This is a genomic window from Pararhodobacter sp., from assembly GCF_034676545.1.
Taxonomy (GTDB): domain Bacteria; phylum Pseudomonadota; class Alphaproteobacteria; order Rhodobacterales; family Rhodobacteraceae; genus Pararhodobacter.
In genome coordinates this window covers 103,564-120,176 of record NZ_JAUCBZ010000015.1, presented here as the reverse complement: position 1 = coordinate 120,176, position 16,613 = coordinate 103,564, and the positions used below count along the sequence as shown (strand labels likewise).

Genomic DNA, 16,613 nt, shown 5'->3' with positions numbered 1-16,613 from the left:
ATAAAGCTGACTGATTGCAGAGAGGGTAAGTGAACTATCGTCAAACAGCTAGCAGCCAGTTGACTAACCCTCCCGGAACAAAGGCGCTTTGCGCCGCCGGGCAGCGCCCGACCGCCCCGATGGGCGGGCGCTTTGTGGATGTTTTCACGGCGATCAGGCGTTCGGCGGGGGTGAGGGATAAACTGCGGTGATCTGACGGGGCAGCGCCCGCCCGCGGTCGGGCGCTGCCCTGTGTCGGGCTTGATCCTGATGCCCTCAGCGGCTAACCCGCGAAACATTCACCACATACGCCCCGTGCCGAGCGGCGGTGTAGATGTTTTCCATGATGATGTTGCCGCGATCAAACGCCACGCTGCCGCGGGAGCCGAGGCTGCAGGAGTACTCGATGTTTTGCCCGCGATTGGTATAGCGGCAGTCGTTGATCCGTCCGTCGGGCAATGTCCAGGTCACGCGACATTGGGCGGTGATGTCCATCGCGGTCGCGCCGTTGAGTGCGCCTTCCATCGTTCCGGTCCAGTGTCCGGCGGTGTTGGTGCAATCCAGATCGGCGGCGGCGGGGGTGGCGAGGGCCAGTGCGGCGAGGGTGGCGAGGGCGAGTTTCATGGCGGGCATTCCTTTTGGGTATGGTCAGAGCATTCCGGCCAGACGTCCGCGGATGATCTGGTCGGCCTCTGCCATGATACGGTCGATGAGTTGCTGGCAGGTGGGGATGTCGTGGATCAGCCCGGCGACCATGCCGCAGGACCAGGCGCCGATCTCCATGTCGCCGTCGATCATCACCTTGGGGTAAACGCCCGCGACATCGGCGGCGATATCCTCGAACGAGATGTCCGCGCCCTTGGCGGCTTCGAGCGCCAGCACGCGCTCGACGGCGGCGTTGTTGAGCACGCGCTCGGTGTTGCGCAGCGGGCGCATGATGAGGCGGGTGTCGAGTTCCGAGGCGGCAACGATGGCGTCCTTGACGTTCTGGTGGATCGGAGCCTCGACGGTGGCCATGAAGCGGGTGCCCATGTTCATGCCCTCGGCGCCCATCGCCAGTGAGGCCACGAGGGATCGTGCGTCGGCTTGGCCGCCTGAGGAGACGAAGGGGATTTCCAGCTCATCGGCGGCGCGGGGCAGGAGGATCATGTTGGGAATGTCATCCTCGCCGGGGTGGCCGCCGCATTCGAACCCATCCACCGACACCGCGTCGCAGCCGATCTCCTGCGCCTTGAGCGCGTGGCGCACCGAGGTGCATTTGTGGATCACCTTGATGCCCGCGTCCTTGAGGTACGGCAGCACCTGCTGCGGGTTGCGGCCGGCGGTTTCAACGACGGTGACGCCGCCCTGAATGATCGCCTTCACATAGCCGGGATAGTCGGGTGAGGTGACGGTGGGCAGAAAGGTCAGGTTCACGGCAAAGGGTTTGTCGGTCATGTCGCGGCAGCGGGCGATTTCATGGGCGAGGTCTTTGGGCGTGCGTTGCGTCAGGCCGGTGATGGTGCCGAGGCCGCCCGCGTTCGACACGGCGGCGGCGAGTTCGGCGAGGCCCACGAAATGCATGCCGCCCTGAATGATCGGGTGCTGGATGCCGAAAAGCTGGGTGATGCGGGTGTGCATGGGTGTGATCCTTCAGGGCTTGGTGAAATCGGGGGCGCGTTTGTCGAGGAAGGCGCAGAGGCCCTCGGCGGCTTCGGGGCCGAAGCGGGCGGTGTTCATGTCGTGGGCTTCAAGCGCTTGCTGCGTGGCAAGGTCGTTTTGCCCGGCGCTGTTGACCTGATGCTTGATGCGGGCCTGCGCGGTGCGGGGGCCTGCGGCGAGGGTTTGGGCGATTTGGAGGGCGACGGGCAGGGCCATATCCGGCGCGGTCAGTTGGGCGATCAGGCCAAAGCGGTGGAAGGTTTCGGCGGTCACAGGTTGCGCGCGCAGGGCCATGTCCATGACCATCTGCCGGGGCAGGGCGGCGCGCAGGAAATGGGTGACGCCGCCATCGGGGCTGAGGCCGATCTTGACGTAGGACAGGGTGAATTTGGCCGTGTCGGCGCTGACCATCAGGTCGCAGGCCAGAGCGAGGGCAAGGCCGACACCCGCAGCACCCCCCTCGATGGCGGCGATGACCGGCAGCGGGCAGTCGGTGATCGCGCGGATCATGGTGTTCAACAGGTCGGTGCGGGCGGTGGCCTGTGCCATGGTGCCCTGCGCGCTGGCCTTGAGCGACTGGATATTGCCGCCGGCGCAGAAATAGCCGCCCGCGCCGGTGAGGACCACGGCGCGGAGGGCGGGGTCCGGGTTGGTCAGCGCGGCAGTGATGGCGGTGTAGACCTCGGGCCCGATGGCGTTGCGGATCGCGGGGCCGTTGAGGGTCAGGATCAGCACGGGGCCTTGGCGCTGGGCGGTCACGGTGGTCATGTCAGCCCCACGGTACGGGTTGATGCGCGTAGGCGATATAAAGCGGGTGCTTTGGGTGCCCCGCTTTGCTGAGGCCGAGATGAAACAGCGGTTTGCCGGTGGCGCGCAGCAGGGTTTCTACCAGCGGGCCGCGCTGATGATGCGCGCCATGCGTACCCCAGGCGCAAACCACGGTATCGGCCCAGGCAGCCCCTTCAAGGATCGCGGCGTCGTTGCCGGGGCCGTTGGGGTCGGCTTGGGCGCGCATGTCCTTTGGGTCGGTGGCGCGGTAGGCGAAGATATTGCACACGCGGAAACTGCCGTACCCCAGCGCGCGGGCGCGGCGCTCGCAGCGCTCGACGGTGGGATCGTTTTGCACCTCGGTCGCGGTGGAGGGGTTGAGCATGACGAAAAGGACCTTGCGGCCTTGCTGGTCCCAGGTGCGGGTCAGGGCGTAGCGATAGGACTCGCAAGGCGAGTAGTGCGCGGTGGAGGGCGCGTCGCCCTTGGTGTGGGTGCGGATGATCATGGTGTAAGGTCTAGCGCAACGGGAGGCGGGAACGCCAGTGGCGGCGTTGAGTGAGTATTTAAGGCAAGATGATGTGGGCTTGGATTGGGGGGCGTGCGGGGGTAGGTAGAAGGCCCGTCCAGATTTGTGAGGCCCCTGAGTGACCCCTTCCCATGATCCGCGAATTGCCCGTCAGATTGCCGCTGAAATCAGCGCAAAACCCGAGCAGGTGGCCGCCGCTGTGGCGCTGCTGGATGAGGGCGCAACGGTGCCGTTTGTCGCGCGCTACCGCAAGGAGGTTACGGGCGGGCTGGACGATACGCAGTTGCGCACGCTGGCCGAGCGGCTGTCGTATCTGCGCGAGATGGAAGCGCGGCGCGGAGTGATCCTGGCCGAGATCAAATCGCAGGACAAGCTGACCGAGGCGCTGGAGAAGGCGATTCTGGCGGCCGAGACCAAGGCGGTGCTGGAGGATCTGTATCTGCCTTACAAGCCCAAGCGGCGCACCAAGGCGATGATCGCCCGCGAGCATGGGTTGGAGCCTTTGGTCGAGGCGATTCTGGCGGATCGGGCGGCGGACCCCGAGGGTCTGGCGGCGGCGTTTATCACCGAGGGCGTCGCGGATGTGAAGGCGGCGCTGGAGGGGGCGCGCGAAATCATTGCCGAACGGCTGGTCGAGAACGCGGGGCTGAAGGCGCAGTTGCGCGCGCATATGCAGTCGGTGGCGCGGTTGGAGGCGCAGGTGCTGGCGGGCAAGGAGGCCGAGGGCGCGAAATTCTCGGATTATTTCGTGCATTCCGAGTTGTGGTCGGGCGTGCCCAGTCACCGCGCCCTGGCGATGATGCGCGGGCGCAATGAGGGGATTTTGGCGCTGGATCTGGCGGTGGAGCCGGAAGCCGCGCGCGGCGAGAGCCTGGCCGAGCGCATGGTGATGCGGGCGCTGGATGTGGGCCGCGCGGGCAAGGGCGACGCGTGGCTGGGGCAGGTGGGCGCCTGGGTCTGGCGGATCAAGTTGAAGCTGGCGCTGACCATTGACCTGATGACCGATCTCCGCGAGCGGGCCGAGGCCGAGGCGATCCGGGTGTTTGCCCGCAATCTCAAGGACTTGTTGCTGGCGGCGCCGGCCGGGGCGAAGGCGACGATGGGGTTGGATCCGGGCATTCGCACGGGTGTGAAGGTGGCGGTTGTGGATGCCACCGGCAAGGTGTTGGACCATGCGACGATCTATCCGTTCCAGCCGCGTCTGGATATTCAGGGATCGCTGGCGCAGATGGAGCATCTGGTGCGCAAGCATGGTGTGGGCCTGATCGCGATTGGCAACGGCACGGCGAGCCGGGAAACCGATGCGCTGGTGGCGCAGATGCTGGCGAAATTGCCCAGCCCGCGACCGGTGAAGGTGGTGGTGAGCGAGGCGGGGGCCTCGGTCTATTCGGCGAGCGAATTGGCGGCGCGGGAGTTTCCCGATCTGGACGTGTCGATCCGCGGTGCCGTCAGTATCGCGCGGCGCTTGCAGGATCCGCTGGCGGAACTGGTCAAGATCGAGCCCAAGGCGATTGGCGTCGGGCAGTATCAGCATGACGTGAACCAAAGCGCCTTGGGCAAGGCCCTGGATGGTGTGGTCGAGGATGCGGTGAACGCGGTCGGGGTGGATCTGAACACGGCCTCGGCCCCGCTGCTGACGCGGATTTCGGGCCTGAGCACCGGGTTGGCCGAGGCGGTGGTGGCCTACCGCGATGCGAACGGGCGGTTTTCCAGCCGCAAGGAGTTGCTGAAGGTCGCGCGGCTGGGGCCGAAAGCCTATGAGCAGGCGGCTGGCTTCCTGCGCATTCAGGGCGGCAAGGAGCCGCTGGATGCCTCCTCGGTTCACCCCGAAGCCTATGATCTGGCGCGACGCATTGTGAAGGCGACCGGGCAGGATGTGGCGAGCCTGATGAAAGACCCGGCGGCGGTGCGGCGGTTGGAGCCGGAGGCGTTTGTCGGTGGCGCGTTTGGTCTGCCGACCGTGCGCGACATTTTGGCCGAGCTGGAGAAGCCGGGCCGTGATCCGCGGCCCGAGTTCAAGACCGCGAGTTTTGCCGAGGGCGTCAACGAGATCCGCGACCTGAAACCGGGCATGCAATTGGAAGGTACCGTCACCAACGTCGCGGCGTTTGGTGCGTTCGTCGATGTGGGGGTGCATCAGGACGGGTTGGTGCATGTCAGCCAATTGGCGGATAAATTCGTCAAAGACCCGCATGAGGTGGTCAAGGCGGGCGATGTGGTGACGGTGCGCGTGGTCGAGGTCGATGTGGCGCGCAAACGCATCGGCCTGACGATGCGCAAGGACAACAACACCGATTCGCAGCCAGACCGGCGGGGCCAGACCGAATTCGCGCGGTCCGGGGCGCAAAACGCCGCAAAAAACCTCGGCCAGCCCGGCAAAATCCGCGTCAGGGCCCGGTGGATTCGGTGCCGCCCTGCTCGATGCCATGAAGAAACGCTGATTCCGGGATGAATCGGCCACAGGTCGGGATTCATCGGGATAAGTGACTTGCCCTGACCCCCCGCAATGCTGCTTGATTGGCGCATCACGGGGGATCGGGGATCTATGCCTGACAAGAGTGCGAAGCGCCGTATCTGGGGCTGGTGGTGGTTCGATTGGGCCAGCCAACCCTATAACACGTTGTTGATTACCTTCATCTTTGGTCCCTATGTGGTGTCGATTGTGGGCGATGGGTCGCGCGCGCAGACCATCTGGGGCTATGGCATCGGCCTGGCGGGAATATTGCTGGCGGTGCTCGCGCCCTTGCTGGGGGCGGTCGCCGACAAATCCGGCAAGCGCATGGTGTTCGTGTGGTTCTTCTCGGCGCTTTATGTGATCGGTGCGGCGGGGCTGTGGTGGTCGGCGCCGGACGGGTTCAACATCTGGACCGTGATGCTGTTCTTTTGCGTCGGCCTGATCGGCATGGAATTCGCCACGATCTTCACCAACGCCATGCTGCCCGACCTCGCGCCGATCGAGGATATCGGCAAGGTGTCAGGCTCGGGCTGGGCGTGGGGCTATGTCGGCGGCTTGATTGGTCTGATCATCATGCTGACCCTGTTTGCCGAAGGCTCAACCGGCAAGACCCTGATCGGCATATCGCCGCTGTTCGGCCTCGATGCCGAGACGCGCGAGGGCACGCGTTTTGTCGGGCCGTTCACCGCGATCTGGTATGTGGTGTTCATGGTGCCGTTCTTTTTGTGGGTGCGTGAACCCAGAAAACCCGGCGCGGTCAGCATCAGTGAAGCCATGCGTGGCGCGTGGCCGGAATTGCGCACAACCCTGAAGGCCCTGCCGTCGGACAAAAGCCTGTTTGCGTTCCTTGGCTCGTCGATGTTCTACCGTGATGCGTTGAACGGGGTGTATACCTTTGGCGGCATCTATGCGGCGGGGGTCTTGGGCTGGACGGTGATCAACGTGGGCGTGTTCGGCATTCTGGCTGCCTTTACCGGGGCGATTTTCGCCTTTCTGGGCGGCAAGGCCGACAGCCGATTTGGCCCCAAGCCGGTGATCCTGTTCAACGTTGTGGTGCTGGCCCTTGTATCACTGGCGATTGTCTTTGTGTCGCGTGAGGCCGTGTTCGGGATCGCGGTGGATGCGTCCAGCAGCCTGCCCGACATCACCTTTTATGTGCTGGGGGCTTTGGTCGGCGCGGGCGGCGGGTCGCTGCAGGCCGCGAGCCGCACGATGATGGTGCGCCAAGGCGATCAAGAAAAAATGACCGAGGGCTTTGGCCTCTATGCCCTGTCGGGCAAGGCCACGGCGTTCGTGGCTCCGCTGTCGATCGGGGTTGTCACGGGCCTGACCGGCAGCCAGCAATGGGGCATCTTGCCGGTCGCCGTCCTGTTCATGATCGGACTCGTTTTGTTGGCATTTGTGAGCCCGGAAGGGCGGAGACGGGCATGAGGATGATGCGCAATTTTTCTGTTTTGGTGTTTGGTGCGGCGGTTTTGGTGGCCTGTGTCAGCGCGATTGATCCGGCCGTCAGCCAGGAAAACGCCGCCGAGAGGTTCGGCGCATTCCGCGCGGCGACGACCGAAGCCGCGCAATCCTATGGCACCTATGCGCGGGGTTGCGCCGATGGGTTGGTGGAATTGCCGGAAACCGGGCCGACCTGGCAAGCCATGCGCCTGAGCCGCAATCGCAACTGGGGCCACCCCGAGATGATCGACTATTTGCAGGATCTGAGCCGGGAAGCGGCGCGGATTGGCTGGGCGGGCCTGTATATCGGCGATATCGGGCAGCCTCGCGGCGGGCCGAACACCTCGGGCCACGCCAGCCACCAGATCGGGCTGGACGCGGATATCTGGATGCTGCCGCCGGGTCGGTTGAACCTGTCGCGCAGCGAGCGCGAGAACCTCAGCTCTGTCTCTGTGCGCAGCGAGGATCAGCGCAGCGTGACCAGCGCCTGGACGCCGCAACACGCGCAACTGTTGCGCGCGGCGGCCAGTGACCCGCGGGTTGATCGCATTTTCGTCACGCCGCCGGTGAAGATCGAGCTGTGTCGCACCGCGACGCCCGCCGACACGCCCTGGCTGCAACGGATTCGCCCGCTTCAGGGCCATAATTACCATTTCCACGTTCGCCTGCGCTGCCCCGCAGGGTCGAGCAATTGTGAAACGCAAACGCCGTCTGTCGCTGAATTGTCCAATGGGGGGAATGGATGCGACGCGACGCTGACCTGGTGGGTGACGGATTATCTGAACCCACCGGCCTCAACCGGCCAGCCTGCGGAACCGAGCGAGCCTGCCCCTCGTCGTCGTCATCCGCGCGAATACACGCTGGCCGATCTTCCACGCCAATGCTCACAAGTTGTTCAAAGACCATGAAAAAGACTGCCAGATTTCTCGCTCTTGCCCTGTTCGCCGCGCTGCTGCCCGCCGGTGCCATGGCCCAATCCGAAACCTATTATGCCGGTGTGGTGCAACACCCGGCGACCAATATTCCGCCGACCAGTGTGGTTGCCCGCTATGTGCTGCCGATCGTGCAGGGCGGGATCAACAATTTCTCGGGGCTGATGACGCGCAACGGCGTGGATGTCATGCTGTTGTCGGATCACGGGTTTGTCGTGACCGGGCGCTTGGTGCGCGGCTATGGTCAGCAGATCGAGAGCTTCCAGCTGCAACAAAGGGTGCCGTTGCTGAATGAACGTGGCACGCCCCTGACCGGATCGCTGCACGATTCCGAAGGCTTGGCGATTGATCGTCAGGGTCGGATTTATGTGTCGTTCGAGCAGCACAATCGGGTGCTGCGCTACGCGCGCCTCGGGGCTCCCGCCGAATCCTTGGGCGAGCACGTCGATTTCTCGCGGATGCGGGCCGGGCAAGGGATGGAGGCCTTGGCCGTGGACGCGGATGGCACGGTCTATGCGATCCCCGAACGCCCGGCGCGCGCGACTTATGGATTTCCGTCCTACCGCTTGCAAAATGGCGAATGGACCGGATCGTTCCGGCTGCCGCAGGATGGCGCGTTCTTGCCGGTCGGCGCTGATTTCGGCCCCGATGGCCAGCTCTATGTGCTGGAGCGCGAGACCGGCGCGCGCGGATACCGCAGCCAGGTGCGTCGGTTTGTCGTGCGGGGGCGTGCAATCAGCGAACCCCGCGTGGTGATGCGCTCGGAATACGGCCAGTTCGCCAATCTCGAAGGCATCAGCGTCTTTCGTGACTGGTCCGGCCGCATCCGTATGTTGATGGTGTCCGATGATGATACCAACACCAGCCGCCGCAGTGAAATCGTTGATGTGGTTGTAAACCGCTGAAACGATTGCATCCGGGCGGCACACTTCCTACCTGTTGAGAAACAGCGATGAGGTGCCGCCCGTGAGCAAAACCGCACAAGACCTGGATCCGGCCGTCGTTCCGGTGCTCTGGCTGCTGGGCAAGACCGGCGCTGGCAAGACTTCGCTGGTGAAAGCGCTTACCGGGGCGGGCGCGGTTGGCAGTGGCTTCGCACCAGGCACCAAGGCCGCGACGGTCCATGATTTTCCGGCGATCGACCCGGTGGTCCGGTTTCTGGATACGCGCGGTCTGGGTGAGGCCGGGTACGACTCCAGCCAGGATCAGGCGGCGGCGCAGCGCATGGCGAATGCGGCTCTGGTTGTGCTGCGCTATGATGACCCGGTGCAAGAACCCGTGGCAGAAATCGTGCGCGGGTTGAAAATTCCGGTGCTTCTGGTGTTCACGGGGGCCGATCTGGTGCCCGATGACGGCGCACGCGAGCGGATGCGGGCGCATACCCGCAAGGTGATCGGGCGTGATCTGCCGTTCGTGTCCCTGTCGCTGCCGCCCGAAGGCATGGTGACGGGTCTCGAGGCGCTGCTGGATGCGCTCGACAGCTTCATGCCCCGCGCCTCGGCGGCGCTGCGCCGCGCGGATGAGGCGCGCGACTTTCTGAAACGTCGGCCGCTTGTGCTGCGCTATGCCTCGATGGCGGCGGCCAGTGATATGGTGCCGTTTGTCGGGGCCGCCGCCGTTCCTGCGGCGCAGGGCGCGATGCTGCAAGCCCTCGCCAAGCGGCACAATGTGGCGCTGACACCGGCGCGACTGAGCCTGCTGGCCTCGGCGCTGGGCACCGGCGCGCTGGTGCGTCTGGCGGCGGTTCACATGGTGCGCCAAGGTGCCAAACTGGTGCCGGTTGCCGGCCAAACGCTGGGTGCGGCGGCGGCGGCCGGGGCCAGCTTCGCCACGACCTATGCCTTGGGTCGCGCGGCCTCGGCATGGCTTTATGGCACGGCGCGGGGTGCGGCCCCGGATGCCAAGACCCTGCGCTCGCTCTATGATCAGGCCCTGAAGGGCGCGCGCGATGCGGCTGACTGACCGCCTGCGCCACGCGGTCCTGCGTTGGAACCGGCTCGGCATGGCGCTGGTGCTGGCTTTGCCGGTGCTGGTCAGTTCGGTTCTGGGGTTCCTCTGGCTCTATGATCACGGGTGGCTGTTGTGGTTTGCGCTGGCCAGTGTCGGCCTCTATGCGGCGGTGCGCGGCGGTGTGCTGCTGGCGCGCTGGCGCACCCGGTCGGCACAGACCCCGCGCGAGTTGCAAGGGCCAAAGCCCGATCCCGAGTGGTCGGCCGCTGAAACGGCCGCTTTCGAGCGCGCCCGCGCCCGGATCAGTGCCCGCCTGCAAGCCCCGATCCCCTGGGCGGATCTGCCCGGCGAGGCGCTGGTGGTGGTCGAGGGCATCGCCGCCGATCTGTCCGAGGGCAAACGCAGCGCGCTGGATTTCACCGTGCCCGAGGCGCTGCTGCTGATTGATCGCGTGGCCCTGCAATATCGTGCGTTCCTGCTGCAAAACGTGCCGCTGTCCGACCGTCTGTCGGTGCGCACGATGCACTGGGCGTGGCGCAAACAGGACACCGCGCTGGCCGCCTGGGAGACCGGGTTTCTGGCCTGGCGCGGCGTCCGGCTGCTGATCAACCCGGCCATCGGCCTGCTGCGCGAGGCCGAGCGGGCGCTGGCGTCGGGCTTGCAAGACCGGCTGACCGAGCGCTTTCGCACCGATGCGCAGGCGATCCTGCTCGAGGAGGCCGCGCAGGCGGCGATTGACCTCTATTCCGGGCGGTTGCGCACCTCGGACGCCGAGTTGGCGCATATCGCCGCGACCGCCGATATGCGTGATCAAGCCCTGGCCCCCGCAGAGGACCAACCGTTGCGCATCGTGGTTGTCGGCCAAACGAGCGCCGGGAAATCGACGCTGATCAACGCGCTTCTGGGGCATGAGGCCGCCGAGGCCGATGCCGTCCCGGTTACCGGCTCCGAGGTGGCGTATGACTGGTCGCTGGATGGCATCGCCTGCCGTCTGGTGGATACGCCGGGCATCGAAGGCGCGGCCAAGACGACGCGGCGCATCGCGAAACAGATGAGCCAGGCCGATCTGGTGATCTGGGCGCATCGCGCGACACGTCCGGGGCGCGCCCCGGATGTCGCGCTGGCAGAGCAGTTCGCGCAGGTCATGGCCGACGCGCCGCAGCGACGGGTGCCGCCGGTGCTGCATGTGGCGAATGGGGTGGATCAGCTGCTGGCGGATTGGCCGCGCCCCGAGAACCGTTTGACCGCCGCCGATCACGCGCGTGTGGACGCGGCCTTGCAATCCATCGGCGCGTCGATGCGCGCGCCGCAGGTGTTGCCAACCCGCGCCGAGCCGCCCGATTGGAACATCGACGCGCTGCGCGATGCGATTGCCGCAGCGCTGCCCGAAGCGCGCCGCTGCCAGCGCAACCGCCACCGGATCGAGGCCGCCCGGACCCCCGGTGTCAGCGCCAATGCGCGGCGGGCCGGGCGGGGCGCGAAATCGGCGGCGAAGGCGCTGTGGGGGCGGCTGCGCCGCTGACAGCGGGGCCGCAACCTTGCGATAAATCATGGTTGCGTGCAGGTTTTCGTCCTATCGTCTGCCAATGGGCCCCAAAAGCACACCCAAAGAGCCGGTTTTTCGCGTCGAAGGCGTCACGCGGGTGTATCGCACCGGCGCGGTCGAGGTGCAGGCATTGCGCGGCGTTGACCTGTCGCTGACCGAGGGCGAAATGGTGGTGCTGCTGGGGGCGTCCGGCTCGGGCAAATCGACCTTGTTGAACATCATGGGCGGCTTGGACCGCCCCACCGAGGGCCATGTCTTTTTCCGCCAGCAAGAGCTGACGCGCGCCTCCGAGGCCAAGCTGACCGTGTTTCGGCGCGATCATGTGGGCTTTGTCTTTCAGTTCTACAACCTCGTCCCCAGCCTGAGCGCGCGCGAGAATGTGGCGCTGGTCACCGAGATTTCCAAAAACCCGATGACGCCCGAGGAAGCGCTTGAACGCGTCGGCTTGGCGCATCGGATCAACCATTTTCCGGCGGAATTGTCGGGTGGCGAGCAACAACGCGTGGCCATTGCCCGCGCCATTGCCAAACGCCCCGATGTGTTGCTGTGCGACGAGCCGACCGGGGCCCTGGACAGCGCGACCGGCGTGCAGGTGCTTGAGGCGTTGACGCAGGTGAACGAGGATCTGGGCACCGCGACGATCCTGATCACGCATAACGCGGGCATCCAGAAAATCGCGCATCGGGTGGTGGTGCTGGCCGATGGGTTGATCAAATCGGACACGACAAACACCCATCGCGTCGCACCCAGCGAGGTGACGTGGTGAGGGCGCTGGACCTGAAAATGCTGCGCGATCTGCGCCGGGTCTGGGCGCAAACACTCGCCATCGCGCTGGTGCTGGCCTGCGGCATCATGATGCTGGTTGGCATGACGATGACCGCACGAACGCTGGAGGGCACGCGCACCGCCTATTACGAGCGCCACCGTTTCGCCGAGGTTTTCGCGGGCGCAAGCCGCGCACCGGATGCGGTTGTGACGCAGATCGCGGCGATTGACGGCGTGGCGCAGGTCGAAGGGCGGATCAGCTTTCATGCGGTGCTCGATATCGCGGATATGGCGGAACCGGCGACGGCGCAGGTCGTCTCGTTGCCGCCGCTGGGCGCGCAGCTCAATGTGCCCTTGTTGCGCCGCGGGCGTTTGCCGGACCCCGATCACGCGCAGGAAGTCGCGCTGAACGAACCCTTTGCCGAGCAGCACGATCTGCTGCCGGGCCGCACGTTTTACGGCATCCTGAACGGGCAAAGGCGCGCGTTGACGGTGACCGGCTGGGTTCTGTCGCCCGAGTTTGTCTATACGATTGCGCCGGGCTCGATGATGCCCGATGACCGCCGCTTCGGCCTGATCTGGATGGGCGAAGCGGCTGCCGAGGCGGCGATGGACATGGGCGGCGCGGTCAATGACATCGCGCTGCGGCTGTCGCGCGGCGCTGATCCGCGCGCGGTGATCGACGCCGTAGACCGGGTGTTGGACCCCTACGGCGGCACCGGTGCCTATGAGCGCGACCGCCAGACCTCGCACGCGTTTCTCGATGGCGAAATGACGCAGCTGAGCGTGCTGGCCAATTTCCTGCCGCCGATCTTCATGATCGTCGCGGCGTTTCTGGTGAACATGGTTCTGGGCCGCCTGATCAAGATGGAGCGCACGCAGATCGGCCTGCTCAAGGCGGTCGGCTATGGCACGGTTGATATTGCGTGGCACTATCTGAAACTGGCGCTGTTGATCGGTGTCATCGGCATTGCGCTGGGCTGGGCGCTGGGTTTCTGGCTGGGTGATGTGATGATCGGCATGTACGGAGAGTTCTTCCGCTTCCCGTTCATTCTGCGCGATCCGGGCTATGGTGCGCTGGCGCTGTCGGCGATCCTGGCGGCGATCACGGTGATCACCGGCGGTTTGCGCGCGGTCTGGGGCTCGGTCCGGTTGCCGCCCGCAGCGGCCATGTCGCCCCCCGCGCCCCCCAGTTTTACCCGCGGCACGGTGGACCGGGTGATTGATTGGCTGGGGTTCCGGCAAACGACAATGATGATCCTGCGCTCGATCCTGCGGTGGCCGGGGCGCGCGGCGATCACGGTGTTTGGCGTGGTCGCGTCGGTGGCGATGCTGGTGGCGTCCTATTTCATGTTCGACGCCATCGACGTGCTGGCCGATACGATGTTTGAAAGCTCCAATCGCCAACACCTGACCCTGGTCCTGAACCAGGCGGCACCGGAACGCGCGATACTCGATGCGATGACGCTGCCCGGCGTGCGGCTGGCCGAGGGCGGATTTTCGATCCCCGCGCGGCTGATCCATGAGCATCACGAGCGGCTGACCGCGCTGCAAGGTCATTTCCCGGGCAATACCTTGTCCCGGTTGATGGATGACGCGGGCCGCGTGATCGAGCTGCCCGCCGAGGGGCTGGTCCTGCCCGAGCGACTGGCCGCCAATCTGGGGGTCGCGGTCGGGGATACCTTGCGCATCGAGATGTTGTCGCCGCCGCGCGATGTGCTGGATCTGCCGGTGTCGCAGGTGATCGCGCAAAGCATGGGCCAGGAGGCGCATATGGGGGCCGCCGCGCTCTTTGCCGCGATGCGCGTTGCGCCGCAGGTGAACCACATCAACCTGCTGGTCCGCCCCGAAACCATGCCCGCGCTCAACGACGCGATCAAGGCGACACCCGCTGTTGCCGGGCTGACTGATTGGGCCGATGTGCGGCGGCAATTTGATGCGACGCTCAGCGAAAACCTGACGACGGTGATGGTCATGCAGACGCTGGTCGGGCTGATGACGGCGATCGGCGTGGTGTATAATGCGGCGCGGATCCAGCTTTCGGAACGGCGTCACGAATTGGCGACGCTGCGGGTGCTGGGCTTTTCGCGCGGCGAAGTGGGCTTTGTGTTGGTGGGCGAGATGATGCTGCTGACCCTCGTGGCGATCCCGGTGGGGTGGCTGGTGGGCCATTTCCTGGCCGATGCGATGGTCACGGCAATGTCGAATGATCTGATGCAAATGCCGTTCATCATCACCAAACGCACCTATGCCTTGGCGGGGGTGGCGGTGTTCGTGGCCTCGTTGGCGGCGGTATTGCTGGTGCGGCGACGGTTGGATCATGTGGATCTGGTGATGGCGCTCAAGGCGCGGGAATGAGGAGTTGAACATGGCCTGGGCACGGCGATTGACAATGGTAGGGGCGGGCGCGGTGCTGGTCGGCGGGTTGGTCTGGGCACTGTGGCCGCAGCCCGCAGCCGTCGATCTGGCGCAGGTCAGCCGCGGCCCGATGCAGGTGACGATTGCCGCGGAAGGGATCACGCGGGTGCGCGAACCCTATGCGATTGCCGCGCCGATCTCGGGGATGGTCGAGCGCTCGCCGGTGCATGTGGGCGACCCGGTGGTCGAGGGCGAGACCGTGCTGGCGGTGATCCGGCCCGCAGAGCCGGGGTTGATGGACGCCCGCAGCCGCGCCCAGGCCGAAGCCGCCGTGACCGAGGCCGAAGCGGCGCTGGCGCTGTCGGAAACCAACTTTCGGCGCGCTGTATCGGGGTTGAGCAACGCGCAAATCGCGCTGGAGCGCGCGCGGGCCCTGGCGGCGGCGGGCACCATCTCGCAACGGGCGCGCGAGGATGCCGAACACGGTTTCACCGCCGCCTCGCAGGCGTTGGCCGCCGCGCGATCCGAGCGGGATTTGCAAAGCGCAACGCTGGCACGGGCGCGGGCGCAATTGCTGACCTCGGCGGATTTCCCGGATTCCGGCGGCGCGCTGTCGATCCTTGCGCCGCATTCGGGGACGGTTTTGAACATTGCAGACCTGTCCTCGCGGCCCGTGGTCGCGGGGGCGGCGTTGCTGTCGATCGGCGATCTGCGCGATCTTGAGATCGAGATTGACCTGCTGTCGTCGGATGCCGTGCGCGTCGAGGTCGACGCGCCCGCGCTGGTCGAACGGTGGGGCGGCGACAACGTTCTGGAGGCCGTGGTGCGGCGCATCGAGCCGGCGGCGTTTACCCGCGTGTCCGCGCTTGGCATCGAGGAGCAGCGCGTGCGGTTGGTCCTCGATTTCACGCAAGGCGCCGAGACACGGCCAGGGGTTGGGCGACCGGTTTCGCGTCTTTGTGCGCGTGGTCACCTGGCAAAGCGACGACGTGTTGCAAGTGCCGCAGAGCGCGCTGTTTCGGCGTGCGGGGGGCTGGGCGGTATTCCGCGCGATTGACGGGGCCGCGCATCTGACCCCTGTGCAGATCGGCCAGCAAGCCGAGGGGCAGGCCGAGGTTCTGGGCGGGCTGGCGGCGGGCGACACCGTGGTTCTGTTCCCGGCCTCGTCGCTGGAGGAGGGCGCGGCCATCGTTGCGCGCGATCAACCCTGAGGCCGTCAGGGTGGCCAGGCGATGTCGAGCCAGACGATGGCATGGCGCGCCTCGTCGCTGGGCCAGATCAGGCCGGAGGCCAGCACGCGCAGCGCCGCCGAGGGCAGGGCGTATTCCACGCGCAGCGCGCCGGGACCATCAGGCCAATGCGCGGTTACCGGGCTTTGCGCGCCATCAACCGGCGAGGAACCCAGGGGGCGAGGGTCTTGCAATGCCGGATGAGTCAGCAGGGCGCGTATCTCGGCGTGATTGCCGTCGCCGCCGTCCGGGTCGAGGTTTGCGTCGCCCATCAGCACAAAGGGCGCGGTGGGCGGCGGGCCAAGGCGGCCATCGAGGCGGTACCGCCAGAACGCGGTTTCGTCGGCGTTGCGGTTGAAATTCCGGTTTTCCGCGCCGCCAAAGGCAGGCGGCCCCGCGTGATAGGCCATGACGGTCAGCGCGTGTTCCCCCACCCGCACCGGCACCTCCCATGCCGCGACCGACGCGAGGCGCTGCACGTCGAATACGGCCGCGTTGGGGAAGGCTTGCCCGTTTCGCTGCGGCAATCGGGCATCCGGCAAGTCGCGCCAGAGGAACGCGGTGTGATCCGTCAGTCGCGCGGTGTCGATGGGCCAGCGTGACAACAGCGCCATGCCGCCCGATCCGGCGAACCGCGCCCATCCCTGCGCATCATCCGCCGTGCCGAACCGCCCGTCGCCGTCAAGGTCGAGGCCCGTCGCCATCCCGGCGTTGGGGCGCGGGTTGAAGCGGTGCGGCATGGCGTGGCCCGCCGCCGCCAGCCCCTCGGCGAATGCGTCGAGGGTGATGGCTTCCAGATCCCAATCCATATCGAGCAAGACGAGGATATCCGGGGCGAGCGCGGTGATCGCGTCGCGCGCGGTCACCACATCCGCAACATCGCGGCGAATGTCGCGCAGCAGTATGCCGGGACCATCCCGGCCAAGTCCGGTGTGATAGAGCGCCAGCCGCAGGCTGGATTGTGCGGCCAGCGGGGTCGCAAGGCCGCACAGCACAAGGGCGCAAAACCCGCAAA

Annotated in this window: 15 protein-coding genes; 10 read left to right on the top strand and 5 right to left on the bottom strand. The window is 66.1% G+C overall.

The features are described from left to right. Positions 1-255 precede the first annotated feature (255 nt). The 4 genes from VDQ28_RS03915 to VDQ28_RS03900 are packed head-to-tail and all read right to left on the bottom strand — an operon-like array spanning position 256 to position 2,896. On the bottom strand, positions 256-603 hold the full coding sequence (locus VDQ28_RS03915) for a hypothetical protein (protein ID WP_323034691.1): 348 nt from the start codon (positions 601-603) through the stop codon (positions 256-258). A gap of 24 nt (positions 604-627) precedes the next feature. After that, positions 628-1,599, bottom strand: coding sequence for a nitronate monooxygenase family protein (locus VDQ28_RS03910; protein ID WP_323034690.1), 972 nt, complete (start codon positions 1,597-1,599; stop codon positions 628-630). Positions 1,600-1,611: 12 nt separating this feature from the next. After that, positions 1,612-2,388 (bottom strand): oxepin-CoA hydrolase, alternative type, encoded by a 777-nt coding sequence (locus VDQ28_RS03905; protein ID WP_323034689.1) that lies wholly within the window; start codon positions 2,386-2,388, stop codon positions 1,612-1,614. Position 2,389: 1 nt separating this feature from the next. Continuing rightward, positions 2,390-2,896, bottom strand: coding sequence for a DUF1643 domain-containing protein (locus tag VDQ28_RS03900; protein WP_323034688.1), 507 nt, complete (start codon positions 2,894-2,896; stop codon positions 2,390-2,392). A 139-nt stretch (positions 2,897-3,035) separates the two neighbouring features. Between VDQ28_RS03900 and VDQ28_RS03895 the strand changes: the two genes are divergently transcribed. The 10 genes from VDQ28_RS03895 to VDQ28_RS03850 all read left to right on the top strand — a co-directional run bounded on the left by VDQ28_RS03895 (position 3,036) and on the right by VDQ28_RS03850 (position 15,580). After that, positions 3,036-5,369: a Tex family protein gene (locus VDQ28_RS03895; RefSeq protein ID WP_323034687.1), complete on the top strand. Its 2,334-nt coding sequence runs from the start codon at positions 3,036-3,038 to the stop codon at positions 5,367-5,369. A 93-nt stretch (positions 5,370-5,462) separates the two neighbouring features. Beyond that, positions 5,463-6,803: an MFS transporter gene (locus VDQ28_RS03890; RefSeq protein ID WP_323034686.1), complete on the top strand. Its 1,341-nt coding sequence runs from the start codon at positions 5,463-5,465 to the stop codon at positions 6,801-6,803. A 2-nt stretch (positions 6,804-6,805) separates the two neighbouring features. Further along, a complete protein-coding gene (gene mepA, locus VDQ28_RS03885; RefSeq protein WP_323038061.1) occupies positions 6,806-7,726 on the top strand; it encodes a penicillin-insensitive murein endopeptidase in 921 nt (306 codons plus the stop codon). Beyond that, entirely contained in the window at positions 7,723-8,655 is a 933-nt protein-coding gene (locus VDQ28_RS03880) for an esterase-like activity of phytase family protein (RefSeq protein WP_323034685.1), read from the top strand. The genes mepA and VDQ28_RS03880 overlap by 4 nt, the downstream gene beginning before the upstream one ends. 61 nt (positions 8,656-8,716) lie before the next feature. Beyond that, positions 8,717-9,712: a GTPase domain-containing protein gene (locus tag VDQ28_RS03875; protein WP_323034684.1), complete on the top strand. Its 996-nt coding sequence runs from the start codon at positions 8,717-8,719 to the stop codon at positions 9,710-9,712. Continuing rightward, positions 9,699-11,222, top strand: a complete 1,524-nt coding sequence (locus VDQ28_RS03870; protein ID WP_323034683.1) for a GTPase family protein — start codon at positions 9,699-9,701, stop codon at positions 11,220-11,222. Before VDQ28_RS03875 ends, VDQ28_RS03870 begins: the two co-directional genes overlap by 14 nt. Positions 11,223-11,286: 64 nt before the next feature. Continuing rightward, positions 11,287-12,012, top strand: a complete 726-nt coding sequence (locus tag VDQ28_RS03865; RefSeq protein ID WP_323034682.1) for an ABC transporter ATP-binding protein — start codon at positions 11,287-11,289, stop codon at positions 12,010-12,012. Further along, a complete protein-coding gene (locus VDQ28_RS03860; RefSeq protein ID WP_323034681.1) occupies positions 12,009-14,369 on the top strand; it encodes an ABC transporter permease in 2,361 nt (786 codons plus the stop codon). Before VDQ28_RS03865 ends, VDQ28_RS03860 begins: the two co-directional genes overlap by 4 nt. 10 nt (positions 14,370-14,379) lie before the next feature. Continuing rightward, entirely contained in the window at positions 14,380-15,426 is a 1,047-nt protein-coding gene (locus VDQ28_RS03855; protein ID WP_323034680.1) for an HlyD family efflux transporter periplasmic adaptor subunit, read from the top strand. After that, a complete protein-coding gene (locus VDQ28_RS03850) occupies positions 15,368-15,580 on the top strand; it encodes a hypothetical protein (protein WP_323034679.1) in 213 nt (70 codons plus the stop codon). Before VDQ28_RS03855 ends, VDQ28_RS03850 begins: the two co-directional genes overlap by 59 nt. Before the next feature lie 5 nt (positions 15,581-15,585). On the opposite strand, the gene VDQ28_RS03845 is transcribed toward VDQ28_RS03850, so the two are convergent. After that, positions 15,586-16,593, bottom strand: a complete 1,008-nt coding sequence (locus VDQ28_RS03845; protein ID WP_323034678.1) for an endonuclease/exonuclease/phosphatase family protein — start codon at positions 16,591-16,593, stop codon at positions 15,586-15,588. Positions 16,594-16,613: the final 20 nt, after the last annotated feature.

Excerpts from the sequence above, each read along its gene's own strand:
- VDQ28_RS03900 (WP_323034688.1), bottom strand. The coding sequence starts at position 2,896 with ATGATCATCCGCACCCACACCAAGGGCGACGCGCCCTCCACCGCGCAC.
- VDQ28_RS03910 (WP_323034690.1), bottom strand. The coding sequence starts at position 1,599 with ATGCACACCCGCATCACCCAGCTTTTCGGCATCCAGCACCCGATCATT.
- VDQ28_RS03915 (WP_323034691.1), bottom strand. The coding sequence starts at position 603 with ATGAAACTCGCCCTCGCCACCCTCGCCGCACTGGCCCTCGCCACCCCC.
- mepA (WP_323038061.1), top strand. The coding sequence starts at position 6,806 with ATGATGCGCAATTTTTCTGTTTTGGTGTTTGGTGCGGCGGTTTTGGTG.
- VDQ28_RS03905 (WP_323034689.1), bottom strand. The coding sequence starts at position 2,388 with ATGACCACCGTGACCGCCCAGCGCCAAGGCCCCGTGCTGATCCTGACC.
- VDQ28_RS03855 (WP_323034680.1), top strand. The coding sequence starts at position 14,380 with ATGGCCTGGGCACGGCGATTGACAATGGTAGGGGCGGGCGCGGTGCTG.
- VDQ28_RS03865 (WP_323034682.1), top strand. The coding sequence starts at position 11,287 with ATGGGCCCCAAAAGCACACCCAAAGAGCCGGTTTTTCGCGTCGAAGGC.
- VDQ28_RS03880 (WP_323034685.1), top strand. The coding sequence starts at position 7,723 with ATGAAAAAGACTGCCAGATTTCTCGCTCTTGCCCTGTTCGCCGCGCTG.
- VDQ28_RS03870 (WP_323034683.1), top strand. The coding sequence starts at position 9,699 with ATGCGGCTGACTGACCGCCTGCGCCACGCGGTCCTGCGTTGGAACCGG.
- VDQ28_RS03890 (WP_323034686.1), top strand. The coding sequence starts at position 5,463 with ATGCCTGACAAGAGTGCGAAGCGCCGTATCTGGGGCTGGTGGTGGTTC.